Here is a 15,742-nt window from a genome sequence, read left to right as displayed (position 1 = left end):
CATGTACTCTGGCACGCTGACCCGCCTCTCCCGCGCGGCGCTGGACGGGGCGGACGGGGTGGTGCGCCCGAAGCCGGAGGTGCGCATCGTGCACCTCGGGCTCGGCGCCTTCCACCGTGCCCACCAGGCCTGGTACACCGCGGCGGTCGACCCGGCGGGCGAGTGGGGCATCGCCGCGTTCACCGGCCGGACCCCGGACGCGGCGCTCGAGCTTGCGCCGCAGGACGGGCTCTTCACGCTGGTGGTTCGCTCGCCGGCCGAGGACGAGGTCTCGGTCGTGCGGAGCATCGCCGAGGCCTCGGACGGGGCGGACCTCGCCCGGCTCGTGGCGCGCGTCCGCGCCCCGCGTACTGCGGTCGTCACGCTCACCATCACCGAGCCCGGCTACCGGCTGACGCCGGACGGACGCCCGCGTCTCGACGACGGCGCGGTGGTAGCCGACATCGAGCGCCTGCGGCAGGCGTTCGCGTCCGCCGACGACCTCGCCCGCACGGTCGACGGACCCGTCACCGCGCTCGGCCGGCTCCTGCTGGCCCTCGAAGCCCGCCGGCGTGCGGGATCGGGCCCGCTCGCCGTGGTCCCGTGCGACAACATCCCCGGCAACGGCCGGTTCGTCGCGCGCGGCCTGGACGGGCTCGCCCGCCAGGTGAGCGACGAGACCGCGGACTGGATCGCCGCCACGGTGTCGTTCGTGTCGACGTCGGTCGACCGGATCACGCCGCGGACCACCGAGGACGACATCCGGGGCGCCGCACGACTCACCGGCTGGGACGACCACGCCGTCGTCGTGACCGAGCCGTTCACGGACTGGGTGCTGTGCGGCGACTTCCCGGCCGGCCGGCCCGCCTGGGAGGACGCCGGCGCGCGGTTCGTGGCCGACATCGAGCCGTTCGAGCAGCGGAAGCTGCGCCTGCTGAACGGAGCGCACAGCCTGCTCGCGTACGCGGGCCTCTCCCGCGGGTATCGCACGGTCGCCCAGGCGGTTGCCGATCCGGCGCTGCGTGCCAGGGTGGAGGCGTACTGGAACGAGTCCGTGCGGCACCTGCCCGCCGAGGGCCTGGACCTCCGCGGCTACCGGGACGCGCTGATCGAGCGGTTCGCGAACGCCCGTATCGAGCACAACCTCGAGCAGATCGCCGCCGAGGCGGTGGCGAAGCTGCGGGTGCGCATCGTGGGCACCCTGCTCGCCGAGCGCGCGGCGGGCCGCAGCGGCTCCGCGTGCGTGTACGCGCTCGCGGCTTGGGTCGCGCTCGTCCGCTCCGGTCGCGCGCTGGTCGACGCGGAGTCCGCGGCGATCTCCGAGGCCCGCGCGAGCGCCGACGCGACCTCCCGCCTGCTCGCCCTGATCGACCCGCGACTGGCGGCCGATCCCGACATCGTGGCCGCGGTGGACGCCGCCAGAGCCGCATCTTTCCATCGAGGAGCACACCTATGAGAATCACCGATGCGGACGTCCTGGTCTCCAGCCCCGGCCGCAACTTCGTCACCCTGCGGATCACGACCGAGGACGGGTACACCGGCCTCGGCGACGCGACCCTGAACGGGCGGGAGCTCGCGGTCGCCGCCTATCTGAGCGAGCACGTGGTGCCGTTGCTGATCGGCCGGGACGCGCACGCGATCGAGGACACCTGGCAGTACCTGTACCGCGGCGCGTACTGGCGGCGCGGGCCGGTGACCATGGCCTCCATCGCAGCCGTGGACACCGCGCTGTGGGACATCAAGGCCAAGGTGGCCGGGCTCCCGCTCTACCAGCTCCTCGGCGGGAGGAGCCGGGTCGGGACGCTCTGCTATGGGCACGCGTCCGGTGCCGAGCTGCCCGAGCTGTTCGACTCCATCCGCGCGCACCTGGAGCAGGGCTACCGCGCCATCCGCATCCAGACCGGCATCCCCGGACTGTCGTCGGTCTACGGCGTGGCGTCGTCCGCGAACGCGGGCGCCGGCGCCGGCGGCACGACCTCCCGCTACGACCACGAGCCCGCGCGCCGCAGCGCCGTTCCGGTGGAGGAGCAGTGGGACACCCGCGCCTACCTGCGCCACATTCCCGGTGTCTTCGAGGCGGTGCGGAACGAGTTCGGGCCGGAGCTGCCGCTGCTGCACGACGCGCACCACCGGTTGACGCCGATCCAGGCGGCGAAGCTGGGCAAGTCGCTGGAGCCGTACGACCTGTTCTGGCTGGAGGACGTCACGCCGGCCGAGAACCAGGCGGTGCTGCGCCGGGTCCGCGAGCACACCACGACGCCGCTGGCGATCGGCGAGGTGTTCAACACGATCTGGGACTACCGCGAGCTGTTCGAGGAGCAGCTGATCGACTACGTCCGTTCTCCAGTCACCCACGCCGGCGGGATCACCGGCCTGCGGCGGATCTTCGACTACGCGGCCGTCTATCAGATCAAGTCCGGTGTGCACGGCCCGACCGACGTGTCCCCGGTCGGTCTGGCGGCGGCGGTGCACCTGGGCGTCGCCATCCCGAACTTCGGCATCCAGGAGTACATGAAGCACAGTGCCGACACGCACGAGGTCTTCCGCCCCACCTACGCGTTCGAGGACGGCATGCTCATCCCCGGCGAGACCCCCGGCCTCGGCGTCGACTACGACGACCTCGTCGCGGACTCCTTCCCGTACCAGCCCGCCTACCTCCCGGTGAACCGCCTCCTCGACGGCTCCATGCACGACTGGTGACCGCCAGCAGCCATCGCTTCCTCACTTTCTCCCGCTCTTACCCGGCGTGTTGCGGGAGAAACTGAGGAACGGATGGCTGGTCAGGGGGTGAGGGTGCCGGGGGAGAGGGCGAGCGTCCATTCGACGACGTCGGCGACGAAGCGTGCTTGCGCGGGGTTGCTGAGGTCGCCGGTGCTGTTGACGTAGGAGCCGCTTCCGTCGACGGCGATCAGGATGCGGATGCTCGCCCACTCGGGGTCGACCTCGGCGAACACGCCGGCGTCGATCCCTTCCTGCACGATGGCGCGCAACCGGGAGCGGTCGAGGGCGTCCTGCTCCTGGAGGGTCGCCTCCAGGGACGGCGTGAAACGCGAGAGGTGGCGCGCGTTCAGCCACAAGCGGGCCAGCGGCCAGGAGGCCCCGGACTCGATGTGCTGCACGAAGTGCGCGAGCCGCTCCAGTGGGGGGCCCTCGGTCGGGAAGAAGCGCTCGCGCTCGATAGTGGCCGCGCGCGCGAAGGCCTCGTCCACGAGGTCCTCGGCGGCGGGGAAGTAGTGCGAGATCAGGCCGGGCCGCACGCCGAGCCGGGCCGCGACGGCGCGGAGGGTGATCCGCTCCAGGCCCTCCTCGATCGCGATCTCGGCCGCTGCTCCGAGGATCTCCTCGCGGCGCTCCTCGGCGGGTTTGCGCGAGCGGGGACTCGTGGCCGCCTGCTGTGCTCCCGGCTGCGAGGGTGCCTTCTCGGACGTCGCTCTTGACTCCATGTCTCCCATGCTATTGAATGACTGACCAATAGCCAATTGGGCACATGACCAATAGCAATGGAGCTGAGTCGAGAGGAACGCCATGACCGGAGAACGGATCGGCGCCGAAGAATTCGTGGATGTGTCCACCCAACCCGAGACCCGCGGGATCGAGGTGATCGGCGACGCCGACCGGCACGGCCGGGCCCGCGACCTGTTCTGGGTCTGGGCGGCGCCGGGCGTGAGCATCCTCAACTTCACGATCGGCGCGACGCTGATCCTTCTCGGCCTGGAGATCTGGCAGGCCGTCCTCGTGATCCTGGTCGCCGCGCTGCTCTGGGTGTTCCCGGGCATCATCGCGGCGAGCGGCCCGGCCTCCGGCACCTCGGGCTCGGTGGTGACCCGCGCCATGTACGGGATCATCGGCAACAAGCTGTTCGTCGCCTTCGTCGGCTGGTTCATCGGCGCGGTCTTCCTCGCGCTGACCTGGCTGGCGTCCTCCTTCATGGGCGCGGACCTGCTGCGGAGGGTCGGGCTGAGCGACCCTGTCTGGGTGCCGATCGGCGTGACGATCGTGGTCTCCGCGGTGACGATCGCCGTCGCGATCTTCGGGCACGCGCTCATCCTGCGCATCTACCCCGTCATGGCGGTGCTGTTGTTCGTGATCTTCGTGGGCGTCTCGCTGTTCATCCTGCCGACGGTGAACTGGGGCTACACGGCCGCGCACCCGTTGAGCGGGATCGCGCTCTGGTCGGCGATCACCGTCGGGTTCACGATCCTCGCCTCCTCGCCGCTGTCGTTCATCAACAGCCCGGACCTCGCCCGCTACCTGCCGCGGTCGACCAAGGCGTCGCACATCGCCGCGGCGACAGCGCTCGGCGGCGCCCTCCCGTTCGTGGTGTTCACGATCGTCGGCGTCCTGCTGGCGACCGGGCTGAAGTCGGGCGCCTTCGACGCCGGGATCGACGTCGCGCTGTTCGACCTGCTCCCGGGCTGGATGGGGCCGCTGCTGGTCATCGGCGTGATCGTGAACACGATCGCGCTCAACGCGATGACCGCCTACTCGTCGAGCATGTCGCTGCAGGCGATCGGGTTCAAACTCAAGCGCATCCCGGCCGCGATCATCGTCGGCGTCGTCGGGACGGCGCTGACCATCTACCTGGTGCTGTCGTCCAGCCTGCTGGAGGCCGCCAACCTGCTCCTGCAGTTCCTGGTCGTGGTCTCGGGACCGGCAATGGCGATCTTCGTGGTCGATGTGATCCGCCGCCGTAACGTCTACGACGGCCTCGACCTGTTCGACGACCGGCGCGGAGGGCGGTTCTGGTACACCGGCGGCTGGAGCGTCCCGGGCATCGCCGCGCTGGTGTTCGGCGGGATCGCGACGGCGCTGTGCCTGTCGACCGACGTCTGGACGGGCGCCGTCTCAGGCGCCATCGGCCATATCGACCTGTCGGTTCCTGTCGGGATGACCGTGAGCGCTGTGATCTACGCACTGTTGAGCCGCACCCGGCTCGGAGAGGAGGGCCGGCTGTGACCGACCAGACCCTGACCACGCTGTACCGCAACGGCCGCGTCTTCACCGCGGACGCGGACCCGGACTCCGCCTGGGCGAACGCATTCGCCGTGACCGGCGACACGATCACCTGGGTGGGGGAGGACTCCGCCGTTCCCACCGCCGACCGGACGGTCGACCTCCAGGGCCGCCTCGTTCTCCCCGGGATCACCGACGCCCACACCCACCTGCTGATGATGGGAGCCGCGCTCGGCGAGGTCTACCTGACTGGCGCGCGCGACCTCGACGGCATCCTGCGGCTGCTGGTGGAGGCCCGCGCGGCCCAGCCCGACGCGACGGTCCTTCGCGGGCGGGGCTGGCTGTTCGACGCGATCCCGGACGGGGCGCCGACCGCGGCGATGATCGACGCGGTCCTGCCGGACATCCCCGTGTATCTGGACGCCAACGACTACCACTCGTGCTGGGTGAACACCGCGGCGCTCGCGGAGCTCGGCATCACGCGCGACACCCCCGATCCGATCGGCGGCGAGATCGTGCGCGACGCGGACGGCGAGCCGACCGGCCTCCTGCTGGAGACGGCCGCGACGCAGTACGCCTGGGCGCAGCGCGACGAGGCCACCACCGACGCCGACCGCGACGAGCACGTCGAGCGCACGATCGACGCCTACCTCGCGACCGGGGTCGCCGGGGTGGTCGACATGGCGTTCGACGAGTTCGGCCTGGCCGCGCTGAAGCGCGCGCAGGAGCGGCGCGGCGGAGAGCTCCCGCTGCGGGTCGCCGCGCACTGGCTGATCACGAACACCGGCGACGACGCGGCGAACCTCGCGCAGGTCGAGCGCGCCGCGCAACTCGCCGCCGAGCCCGCGACGCCGTGGCTGCGCGTGGTCGGCATCAAGCTCATCCTGGACGGCGTGATCGACGCCTGCACCGCGGCGATGCGGCAGCCGTACGCGGACGGGAGCAACGCCGACCCGATCTGGCCGCTGGAGCGGCTCGCGCCGGTCGTCGCGGCGGCGGACGCGGCCGGCCTCCAGATCGCCCAGCACGCGATCGGCGACTACGCGAGCCAGCTCGCGCTCGACGCGCTGGAGAAGGCCGTCGCGGCCAACGGCGACCGTCCGCGCCGGCACCGCATCGAGCACCTCGAGTACGCGGCGCCGGGGACGGCGGAGCGGATGGCGCGTCTCGGTGTCACGGCGTCGATGCAGCCGGTGCACTCCGACCCCGCGATCTTCGCGAACTGGGCCGAGATGCTGGGCGACGAGCGGATCGACCGCGCCTTTCCGTGGCCGGAGTACGAGGAGGCGGGCGCGCTGCTGGCGTTCTCGACCGACTCGCCAACGGCGCCGCACCAGGCGCTCGCGAACCTCTACGTGGCCTCCACCCGCGCATCCGCGCTGGATCCGTCCGTCCCTGCGGTGCACCCGCAGTACGCGCTGCCGCTGGCGCGCGCGGTCGCCCACGCGACCCGGGACGCCGCGGCCTCGGTGGGTGACGGCGAGTGGCGCGGGCGGATCGCGCCGGGGTACGCGGCCGACCTCGCCGTCCTCGACTCGGACGTGTTCGCGGAGGGCCCCGCATCGCTGCTCCGGGCCCGTGTCGTCGAGACGATCGTGGCGGGACGGACGGTGTTCGCGGCCTAGTGGGCCGCCCGTTCGAGAGACGGTCACTTGCCTTTTCCGCTCCCGGGCGGAGAATCGCGGCATGACGAGCGAACACGACAAGCGCACCCAGGGTGCGGGTCTGCAGGACGAGGCCGTGGCACTCGAGCACGCCGCCGAGCGGCTCAGCGACCGATTCCCGGAGGTTCCCAAGGAGGAGATCGACCAGTTGGTCGAGGAGCGCTACGAGCAGTACGAGGACGCGCCGATCCGCGACTTCGTGCCCGTGCTGGTCGAGCACGACGTCCGCACGGAGCTGGTCGCGGAGACCGGCGAGGTCGACTAGCGGCGGTCGGGTCTTGCCGCGTGCGGTGAGGGGGTTTCAGGATGGCGGCGTCCGACCCACTCACTGACACGAAGGAAGAGCAATGGCCGCACAACGCACGATCGTCCTCGTTCACGGTGCCTTCGCCGACGCGTCCGGATTCGCCGGGCTGATCGGCGACCTGGAGGCGTCCGGCCACACGGTGGTCGCACCGCCGAACCCGCTCCGCAGCCTCCTCATCGACTCGGACACCCTCGCCCGTGTCGTCGGAGCGATCGACGGGCCCGTCGTGCTCGTCGGCCACTCCTACGGCGGCGCCGTGATCTCGCAGGCGTCGGCCGGCCTGAGCAACGTGGAGGCGCTCGTCTACCTGGCCGCCTTCGCCCTCGACGCCGGCGAGAGCTGCGTGAGCGCGCAGGAGCCGTTCCCGGCGCCGCTGCTCGCGACCGAGAACCAGCCGACCCCGTACGACGCGGTCGGCTCGCCCGGCGGACCGGAGGTCTACGTGAAGAAGGAGCGCTTCCGCGAGGTCTTCTGCGGCGACTCCTCGGAGGAGGCCGCGGCCGTGATGTACGCCACCCAGCGCCCGCTCGCCGTCGCCTCGCTCACCCAGAACGCGACCGCCGCCGGCTGGAAGAACATCCCGAGCTGGTTCGTGGTGTCCGACCACGACAACGCCATCTCGCCGAAGGCGGAGGAGTTCTACGCCGAGCGGATGAAGGCGACGACCTCGCACGTCGACGGGTCGCACACGGCGTTCATCCCGAGGCACGCCGAGATCGCGGAGGTGATCCGGGCGGCCGCGGCGAGCTGAGCGCCGCGCTCAGATCTCGACGTCGCTGCCCATCGTGACCGTCCGCAGCGCCGGCAGCCCGAACCGGGCTGCCGGGTTGGCGGCGTTGTGGGCGAGCGCGATGAACAGCGAGCGCCGCCACGGCACCATGTTGTCCTTCCGGGTGATCCGGATCGCCCCGCGTGAGATGAAGTACGAGGCCTGCTTGAAGTTCGCGGAGTCGAGCGGCAGGACGCCCTCCCTGACCGCGGCGCGGAGGGCGCGCGGGATGTCGGGGTCGTCGGAGAAGCCGAACGTGATGTGGAGGAACTCGACGCCGTCGTCGGCGTAGCCGAGCGGGTCGTACTCGAAGGCGTCCGCCGGCGGCACGTGCGGCACCTGCGCGGTGCTCACCCCCACGATGATGACGTGTTCGTGGAGCACGTGGTTGTGCTTGACGTTGGCCCGCAGCGCCAGCGGGGTCGTGGCCTTGTTCGGGTGCGGGAAGATCGCGATGCCCGGCACCCGCGGCAGGTTCTTCTTGCGGATCTCCTCGATGAACTCCGCCATTGAGCCCTCTTTCCTCAGCCGGTCGGCCTGGACGAGCTGACGTCCGCGCCGCCAGGTCGTCATCACGAGGATGACGACGCCGGCGATCAGCAGCGGCACCCAGCCGCCGTTGATGATCTTGGAGAGGTTGCCGGCCAGGAAGCTGACCTCCAGTCCGCCGAAGGCGACGGCCGCGAGCACGATCTTCCACGGCGCCCAGTGCCAGAGCGGCCGGGCCACGAGCAGCAGCAGCACCGTGTCCACGACCAGCGCGCCGGTCACCGAGATGCCGTACGCCGTCGACAGCCGGTCGGACGAGCCGAACGAGAGCATGACCGCCATGACGCCGATGAACAGCAGGAGGTTGACGGCCGGCAGGTAGATCTGGCCGCCCTCGTGCTGGGAGGTCTGCTTGACGGTCAGCGGCGGCAGGAGGCCGAGCTGCACGGCCTGGCGGGAGAGCGAGTACGCGCCCGAGATGACCGCCTGGCTCGCGATCACCGTCGCCGCGGTTGCCAGGATGACGACGGGGAGCCGGCCCCACTCCGGGATGAGCAGGAAGAACGGGTTCGCCCGCGCCGCCGGATCGTGCAGCACCAGGGCGGCCTGGCCGAGATAGTTGAGGGTGAGCGCGGGGAACACCAGGAAGAACCACGCCCGGCTGATCGGCGCTCGCCCGAAGTGGCCCATGTCGGCGTAGAGGGCCTCCGCGCCGGTGATGACGAGGACCACCGCGCCGAGCGCGACGAACGCGACGAGCGGCTTGCTGACCAGGAAGGCGATGGCGTAGGTCGGCGAGAGGCCGAGCAGCACGGCCGGGTACTGGATGACCATCGCGAGCCCGGCCACACCGATGACGGCGAACCACAGCACCATGACCGGGCCGAACAGCACGCCGACCCTCCCGGTGCCGAACTTCTGCACCACGAACAGCGCGATCAGGATCACGGCGGCGATCGGGATCACCAGGTGCGAGATCGCCGGTACGGTGACGTGGAGGCCCTCCACTGCGGACAGCACCGAGATCGCGGGGGTGATGATCGAGTCCCCATAGAAGAGGGAGACGCCGACGATGCCGACCACGAGGAGGGTGCCGGCCTTGCCCGCGTTGCTCGCATAGAGGCGCTGCGCCAGCGCGGCCAGGGCCATCACGCCGCCCTCGCCATCGTTGTCGGCGCGCATCAGGATGCCGATGTACTTGATCGAGACGATGATCGTCACGCTCCAGAAGATGAGCGAGATGACCCCGAAGACATCGTCCTGCTGCGCGCGGACCGCGCCGTTGTCGAGCAGGAAGACCGTTTTCAGCGCGTAGAGCGGACTCGTTCCGATGTCGCCGAAGACGACGCCGAGCGCGGCAAGCGCCGCCCCGAACACGAGCCGTTGACGGTGGTCGGGCCGGGCGGGCGGAGGAGTCCGCTCAGCCAGCTTCTGCGCTGAATGCTCGTGGTTCTGGTGCACGCCGGTCACGCTACCCCCGTTGCGTCGCGCAGTGACCAGCCGACTCGCTGGGGGTTCCGATGCCGCGCGAGTGGTTGTCTGAGAGAGTTCGCAGAAAGCGTTCATCGAGTGGTCGGCGGCGGTTCACCGCGGGGATGCCCGGTGCTTCGAGGCTCTCCCCTGTCCGGGGGCCGACTCGGCGATAACAGGAGGATCTCGATGCGCTCCAGAACCCGAAAGCTCTCTCTGATCGCCGTCGGCGTCGTCGCCGCGACGTTCCTCGGCACAGCCGCCGCCGTCGCCGCGCCCGCCATCGACGACGGCTGGCCGTACGGCTCAGCCGGCGCAGCCAAGCACGACAACACATACACGCTCGCCGCCGTGGGCGATATCGCGTGCGAGCCGAACGACAGCGACAACGCGGCCAACCCGGCCGGCCTCAAGTGCGGCAGCCCGAGCCTCGGCGGCTACGCCGCGGAGTTCGCCACCGCGAAGCAGGCGGACGCGATGAAGCCGGACGCCGTGGCCCTCCTCGGCGACGAGCAGTACCAGGTGGGCAAGCTCAGCGACTTCGAGGGCTCCTTCGAGCAGGCCTGGGGCGGCCTGAAGTTCCTGGAGAAGCCTGCGCCCGGCAACCACGAGTACTACTCGTACACGAAGAAGGGCGACAACGAGCCCGGCCAGAACGGCAACGGCTACTTCGCCTACTTCAACGGCCACGACCAGACCGGCGCCCCGAACACCTCGGGCCAGGCCGGCGCCGACACCGCCGCGAACCAGGGCTGGTACTCGTACAACCTCGGCAACTGGCACATCGTCTCGCTGAACGTCGAGTGCAACTCCCCGGCGTTCGGCAACGACTGCTCGACCACCGACGGCGGCCTCCTCGCCCAGGAGACCACCTGGCTGGCGAGCGACCTGAAGAGCAACCAGCAGCAGTGCACGATCGCCTACTGGCACCAGCCGACGTTCAGCGCGACCACGGCCTCCACCGCCACAGTCGGCGCCTCGGACCCGGGGGCGGGAGGCCAGGAGGGCCTGGTCGCCGACACCTGGTGGAAGCTGCTCTACGCCGACCACGCCACCCTGGTGCTGAACGGCCACGAGCACGCCTACGCCCACCTCAAGCCGATGAACCCGGCCGGCCAGTACGACCCGAAGCGCGGCATCCCGGAGTTCATCGTCGGCACCGGCGGCGAGGCGCTCGACACCCTGGCGAAGAACGCGGACGGCAGCTACGCCAACGCGAACGTGCTCACCGGCTTCGACCAGGGTTACGGCACGCTGAAGCTCACGCTCAAGCAGCACGGCTACTCGTACTCTTACGCGCCTGCGCTCGCGGGTGCGGGCCAGCCGGCGTCGGCGCTGAACTACTCCGACAGTGGGGCGGGGGAGTGCAACCGCTGACGGTGCTCCTTCCTTCGATTCTCAAAGACGGCTTCTGAAAGAACCCTCAGACAGCCCGTTCTATCCCTGAGTGCGGGGTGGGGAATAGGTTTTCACTCGGGCCGTCGCGACGGAGCGGCGGCGGGACAAGGGAGCACCATGAAACGTTCGTCGTTCGTCTCACTCAGCCTCGCTATCGCCGGAGCCGCAGCGCTCGCGGTGGCAGTGACGGCACCGGCGTCCGCGGCCACACCCAGTGCCGCAACCCCCGACACCAGCGGCGTCTACAGCGTCCACCCGATCGTCGAGAAGGCCGGACTCTCCACCAGCGCCGTCACACCCTCTCTGACGCCGGCCCAGTGCCTGGCGCAGACCGCCGGTCGGGTCGCCTGCCAGACCCCGAGCAGCATCCGGGCCGCGTACGACATCCCGGCCACGATCAACGGCGTCCCCGCGGGCACCGGGCAGACCGTGGTCATCGTCGACGCGTTCGGCAGCCCGACGGTCCAGTCGGACCTCGCGACCTTCTCCGGCGCGTTCGGGCTCCCGACGCCGAACCTGACGGTCTACTACCCGGGCGGCAAGCCGACCTGGACCGGCAAGAAGACGCAGACGGGCTGGGCGGAGGAGACCTCCCTCGACGTCCAGTGGGCGCACGCGGTGGCGCCGGGCGCGAACATCGCGCTCGTGGTGGCGGCGAACGACCGTGGGGCGACGATCGACAACGCGATCAAGTACGCCGTGGACAACAAGCTCGGCAACGTGCTCTCGATGAGTTTCGGCAACGCCGACAACCTGATCGCGTCGCCGAACGCCAATAACGGCCAGAGCAGCCAGGGCGCGAAGGCGTTCGCCGCGGGTGCGGCGCAAGGGATGTCGCTCTTCGCCTCCTCCGGCGACACCGGCTCAGACAACGGCGCCGGCTTCGCGAACTACGCGTTCCCGGCCTCCGACCCGAACGTGACCTCGGTCGGCGGCACCAACCTGTGGGTGGGCAGCGGGCTGAACCAGCCGCGCGAGACGGTCTGGGGCGACTACGCGAACTGCCCGCTGACCTGCGCCTTCGGCGTGGTCGGTGAGACCGGCGGCGCGCCGAGCCTGTTCACGGCGAAGGGCGGCTCCGACGTGGCGTACAACGCCAGCGTCTACACCGGAGTGCTCACGTACCTCGGGTTCCTGGGCGGCGCGAACAACGGCCTCTACTTCTTCGGAGGCACGTCGGCGGGCTCGCCGCAGTGGGCTGCCCTGACGGCGGACACCATCCAGGCGGTCGGCCACACGGTCGGCAACGTCGGCCAGCAGGCGCAGAGCTGGGCGTCGAAGGGCCTGCTCCACGACGTGACGGTCGGCGCCAACACGACCCCGACGTACAGCGGCGGCTACTCGGCGACGACGGGCTGGGACCGCCCGACCGGCTGGGGCACGCCCGACGTGAACGGGATCATCGCGGCGCTCAAGTGAGAGGGTGACCTGCGCGCCTGGCGCGTGACGGCGGCCCCGGTGTCCAGTGGATGCCGGGGCCGTCGCACGCGATCACGCGTGGGCCAGCGCATACCACGGTCATTGCTGGAGGCCAACGGTCTTCCTGCCGACCGGGTGCCGACGTACCGTCTACACCGATTGGCGCGAACCGCGCCGGAGACGGAGCCCCCCATGAACGACGACCTGACGTCCGACCCGCAGCCGCTCTCCGCGGAGGAGCTCGCAGCAGAAGCAGCGACGCCCCTTCCCGACAAGGAGGTGGCCTCCATCCTCGACCTGAACGCCGACCTGAACCTCGGGCTCGGCCTGGTCGCCCCGGTCGACCTGGGCGTGGCGGCCAACGCCAACGTCGCGGCACCCATCGAGGCATCGGCCGGCGCCAACGTGCTGTCCGCCGGCTCGACGGCCGTCGCGGGCGCCGACCAGAGCGCCGGCATCCACCAGGGCATCGCCGCGGACGCGGTCGCCAACTCGCACCAGGTGAGCAACATGGCTCCGTCGGCCGACACGGCGACGCCGACGCCGACCCCGGCCGCGACGCCTGGCTCGATCACCGACGGCAACCTTCTCAACGTGAACATCAACGCGGCCGCCGACGCCCACATCGCCGCCCCGATCAACGGTGCGGTCGCCGCGAACGCGAACGTCGCGGCTCCGATCGACGCGAGCGTGTCGGCGAACATCGGCTCGATCGACAGCCAGGCGGCCGCCGTCTCGCACCAGGACGCCGCGATCGACCAGAACATCACCGGCTCGGCGGATGCCACCGCGGGGCAGCAGTCGAACATCGGACAGTCTCCGACGCAGCCGTAACGCACTGTCGTGACGATCGCATCGAAGCCGACGGCCGAACACGACGGGCCGGCGCAGCAGGACACTCCTGCTGCGCCGGCGACCGCCGACCGCTCCACCGAGGTGCTGGCGCGCGCCCAGGGCGTCCAGCTCATCGGCGCCATGCGCGGGTCGGGGTACCGCGAGCCGCCCTCGCTCGCCCGCCGCGGCGACGGTCAGGTGCTGCAGCTCACGCCGCTGCTCTTCGCGATCCTCGACGAGGTGGACGGCACGCGTGACATCGGTGCGATCGCGGATCGCGTCAGCGAGCGCATCGGCCGGGCCATCCGGCCGGAGGATGTCGCGCAGCTGGTCGACTCCTCGCTGCGCCCGCTGGGCCTCCTCACCCGGGCGGACGGCGGCGAGCCGGAGGTCAAGCGGTCGTCACCCCTGCTCGGCCTGCGGCTGCGGAAGGAGATCACCGATCCCGACCGCACCCGGCGCCTGACTGCGCCGTTCGCGCGACTGTTCCATCCGCTCGTCGTCGTGCCCGTGATCTGCCTGTTCGTGGCGGCGTGCTGGTGGCTGCTGATGGTGCAGGGGCTGGCAGCGGCGACGTACCACGCGTTCCAGGACCCCGGGGTCCTCCTGCTGATCGTCGCCGTCACCGTGCTCTCGGCCGGCTTCCACGAGTTCGGCCACGCCGCCGCGGCACGCTACGGCGGCGCGACGCCCGGCCGGATGGGGATGGGTCTGTACCTGTTCTGGCCGGCGTTCTTCACCGACGTCACCGACTCGTACCGGCTCGGCCGCGTCGGCCGCGTCCGCACCGACCTCGGCGGCCTGTACTTCAACGCGATCGTCGCCGTCGCCATCGTGGGCGTCTGGTTCGCGACGCGCTGGGATGCGCTGCTGCTCGTGGTGCTCACCCAGCTCCTCCAGATGGTCCACCAGCTCCTTCCGACCGTGCGGTTCGACGGCTACCACGTCCTGGCGGATCTGACCGGTGTGCCGGACCTCTTCCAGCGCATCGGCCCGACCCTGCTCGGCCTTCTGCCCTGGCGCTGGCGGCTTCCGGAGTCGCGGACGCTTCGGCCGTGGGCCCGCGCGGTCGTCAGCGTCTGGGTGCTCGTCGTCGTCCCGATGCTGCTGTTCTCGCTGGTGGCGATGGTGCTCACGCTTCCCCGGGTGATCGGCACCGCGTGGGCCGCCCTGACGGAGCGCGGCCACGCGCTCGCGCTGGAGTTCGGCCGCGGCGACGTCGCGGCCGGGGCGGCGCAGCTCGTGCTCATGCTCGCCACGGCTCTGCCGATCCTCGGCACCCTCTACATCCTGTTCCGGCTCGCCCGGACCGGCCTCGTGAAGCTCTGGACGGGCACGCGCGGGCGGCCGGTGCGCCGCGGCGTCGCGGCCGCGCTGGTGCTGGCGATGGTCGGCGGCCTCGCCTTCGCCTGGTGGCCGGCGCCGCAGTCCTACCGGCCCATCCAGCCCTACGAGCGCGGAACGCTGAGCGACATCCTCGCACCCGCCACGTTCCAATCCGGCCTCCCGTCCGGGCAGCTCTCCGCCGGGTCGACGGGCGCCGTGCAGACGATCTGGCCGGGCGGCGGCGCGAAACCGACCGCCGACCACCCGCAGCTCGCGATGGTCCTGGTCCCGCGCGACGGCCGGTCGCCGTCCTGGGTCTTCCCGTTCAACAAGCCCACCCCGCCGCGGCCCGGCGACAACCAGGCTCTGGCGGTGAACACGACCAACGGCTCAACCCTGTACGACGTGGCCTTCGCGCTGGTCTGGGTGACCGGCGGCCAGTCGGCCCTGAACACCAACTCGGCGTACGCCTTCGCGCACTGCTCCGGCTGCACGACCGTCGCCGTGGCCTTCCAGGTGGTGATGATCGTCGGGGAGACGCACGTGGTGGTCCCGCAGAACCTGTCGGTGGCCGCGAACTACGGGTGTATCGATTGCGTGACCGCCGCCCTGGCGAACCAGCTCGTGCTCACCGTGGGAAGCCAGCCCGACGCCGCGACGATGAGCAAGATCGCCGCGCTCTGGGCGAAGATCATGGCCTTCTCGCACAACCTCCAGGGGCTCGGGCTGGACCAGGTGCAATCGCAACTGCTCGTGTTCGAGCAGGAGCTGAAGGACATCGTCGCGCACGATCCGGCCGCCGTTCACGTCCCGAGCGGTGGGGCGACCTCCCTGCCGACGCCGGTTCCGGTGCCCGTGCCCACCGGCTCGGACGCGCCGGGGAGCACCCCCGGCCCGACCGTGAACCCCGTGCCCGCCCCGGCACCGGCACCCGCGCCGACGGGCACGCCGGCGCCTCAGCCGACGGACACGCCGACGCCGACGCCGACGCCGGTCCCGACCGCCACGCCCTGAGGCGCGACCGGTCCGGACCGGTCGGCACGAATCGCAGCTCCGTTCTTAGGTTGAAAAGAGACGTAAGTTTGTCTTAGACTAACCATGACGTCGGGGCCTCGCGCCCGTTCCTCCCCGTAA

General features: G+C 70.9%; 12 protein-coding genes. 10 read left to right on the top strand and 2 right to left on the bottom strand.

Annotated elements, in window-relative coordinates:
- Window position 1: 1 nt before the first annotated feature.
- Entirely contained in the window at window positions 2–1,435 is a 1,434-nt protein-coding gene (locus ABIA36_RS04745; protein ID WP_369961119.1) for a mannitol dehydrogenase family protein, read from the top strand.
- Window positions 1,432–2,679, top strand: coding sequence for a D-mannonate dehydratase ManD (gene manD, locus ABIA36_RS04740; RefSeq protein WP_369961118.1), 1,248 nt, complete (start codon window positions 1,432–1,434; stop codon window positions 2,677–2,679). Before ABIA36_RS04745 ends, manD begins: the two co-directional genes overlap by 4 nt.
- Window positions 2,680–2,759: 80 nt before the next feature.
- On the opposite strand, the gene ABIA36_RS04735 is transcribed toward manD, so the two are convergent.
- Complete coding sequence (locus tag ABIA36_RS04735; protein ID WP_369961117.1) at window positions 2,760–3,422, bottom strand: TetR/AcrR family transcriptional regulator; 663 nt, start codon at window positions 3,420–3,422, stop codon at window positions 2,760–2,762.
- Between the two features lie 82 nt (window positions 3,423–3,504).
- Here ABIA36_RS04735 and ABIA36_RS04730 point away from each other — a divergent pair, with 82 nt between their 5' ends.
- From ABIA36_RS04730 to ABIA36_RS04715, 4 genes are all read left to right on the top strand, one after another.
- Window positions 3,505–4,935 carry a cytosine permease gene (locus ABIA36_RS04730; RefSeq protein ID WP_369961116.1) on the top strand — a complete coding sequence of 477 codons (1,431 nt, stop codon included), beginning with the start codon at window positions 3,505–3,507 and terminating at the stop codon, window positions 4,933–4,935.
- Window positions 4,932–6,557: an amidohydrolase gene (locus ABIA36_RS04725; RefSeq protein WP_369961115.1), complete on the top strand. Its 1,626-nt coding sequence runs from the start codon at window positions 4,932–4,934 to the stop codon at window positions 6,555–6,557. The genes ABIA36_RS04730 and ABIA36_RS04725 overlap by 4 nt, the downstream gene beginning before the upstream one ends.
- A gap of 61 nt (window positions 6,558–6,618) precedes the next feature.
- Window positions 6,619–6,861 carry a three-helix bundle dimerization domain-containing protein gene (locus ABIA36_RS04720; RefSeq protein ID WP_369961114.1) on the top strand — a complete coding sequence of 81 codons (243 nt, stop codon included), beginning with the start codon at window positions 6,619–6,621 and terminating at the stop codon, window positions 6,859–6,861.
- A gap of 82 nt (window positions 6,862–6,943) precedes the next feature.
- Window positions 6,944–7,654 carry an alpha/beta fold hydrolase gene (locus ABIA36_RS04715; protein WP_369961113.1) on the top strand — a complete coding sequence of 237 codons (711 nt, stop codon included), beginning with the start codon at window positions 6,944–6,946 and terminating at the stop codon, window positions 7,652–7,654.
- Window positions 7,655–7,663: 9 nt separating this feature from the next.
- Here the strand turns inward: ABIA36_RS04715 and ABIA36_RS04710 are convergent, their stop codons facing one another.
- Window positions 7,664–9,631, bottom strand: a complete 1,968-nt coding sequence (locus ABIA36_RS04710; RefSeq protein ID WP_369961112.1) for a potassium transporter Kup — start codon at window positions 9,629–9,631, stop codon at window positions 7,664–7,666.
- Window positions 9,632–9,820: 189 nt separating this feature from the next.
- On the opposite strand from ABIA36_RS04710, the gene ABIA36_RS04705 reads away from it, so the two are divergent.
- The 4 genes from ABIA36_RS04705 to ABIA36_RS04690 all read left to right on the top strand — a co-directional run bounded on the left by ABIA36_RS04705 (window position 9,821) and on the right by ABIA36_RS04690 (window position 15,622).
- Entirely contained in the window at window positions 9,821–11,008 is a 1,188-nt protein-coding gene (locus ABIA36_RS04705; protein WP_369961111.1) for a metallophosphoesterase, read from the top strand.
- Between the two features lie 138 nt (window positions 11,009–11,146).
- Complete coding sequence (locus tag ABIA36_RS04700; protein WP_369961110.1) at window positions 11,147–12,448, top strand: hypothetical protein; 1,302 nt, start codon at window positions 11,147–11,149, stop codon at window positions 12,446–12,448.
- A 192-nt stretch (window positions 12,449–12,640) separates the two neighbouring features.
- Window positions 12,641–13,282: a peptidoglycan-binding protein gene (locus tag ABIA36_RS04695; RefSeq protein WP_369961109.1), complete on the top strand. Its 642-nt coding sequence runs from the start codon at window positions 12,641–12,643 to the stop codon at window positions 13,280–13,282.
- 9 nt (window positions 13,283–13,291) lie between these two features.
- Entirely contained in the window at window positions 13,292–15,622 is a 2,331-nt protein-coding gene (locus tag ABIA36_RS04690) for a hypothetical protein (RefSeq protein WP_369961108.1), read from the top strand.
- Window positions 15,623–15,742 lie beyond the last annotated feature (120 nt).

It is taken from the genome of Leifsonia sp. EB34, from assembly GCF_041260585.1.
Taxonomy (GTDB): domain Bacteria; phylum Actinomycetota; class Actinomycetes; order Actinomycetales; family Microbacteriaceae; genus Leifsonia.
The sequence above is the reverse complement of the archived record's forward strand: the minus strand, read 5'-3'. Positions and strand labels throughout refer to the sequence as shown.

Coding starts and splice junctions, on each gene's coding strand:
- ABIA36_RS04745 (WP_369961119.1), top strand. CDS start 2: ATGTACTCTGGCACGCTGACCCGCCTCTCCCGCGCGGCGCTGGACGGG.
- manD (WP_369961118.1), top strand. CDS start 1,432: ATGAGAATCACCGATGCGGACGTCCTGGTCTCCAGCCCCGGCCGCAAC.
- ABIA36_RS04735 (WP_369961117.1), bottom strand. CDS start 3,422: ATGGAGTCAAGAGCGACGTCCGAGAAGGCACCCTCGCAGCCGGGAGCA.
- ABIA36_RS04730 (WP_369961116.1), top strand. CDS start 3,505: ATGACCGGAGAACGGATCGGCGCCGAAGAATTCGTGGATGTGTCCACC.
- ABIA36_RS04720 (WP_369961114.1), top strand. CDS start 6,619: ATGACGAGCGAACACGACAAGCGCACCCAGGGTGCGGGTCTGCAGGAC.
- ABIA36_RS04715 (WP_369961113.1), top strand. CDS start 6,944: ATGGCCGCACAACGCACGATCGTCCTCGTTCACGGTGCCTTCGCCGAC.
- ABIA36_RS04705 (WP_369961111.1), top strand. CDS start 9,821: ATGCGCTCCAGAACCCGAAAGCTCTCTCTGATCGCCGTCGGCGTCGTC.
- ABIA36_RS04700 (WP_369961110.1), top strand. CDS start 11,147: ATGAAACGTTCGTCGTTCGTCTCACTCAGCCTCGCTATCGCCGGAGCC.
- ABIA36_RS04695 (WP_369961109.1), top strand. CDS start 12,641: ATGAACGACGACCTGACGTCCGACCCGCAGCCGCTCTCCGCGGAGGAG.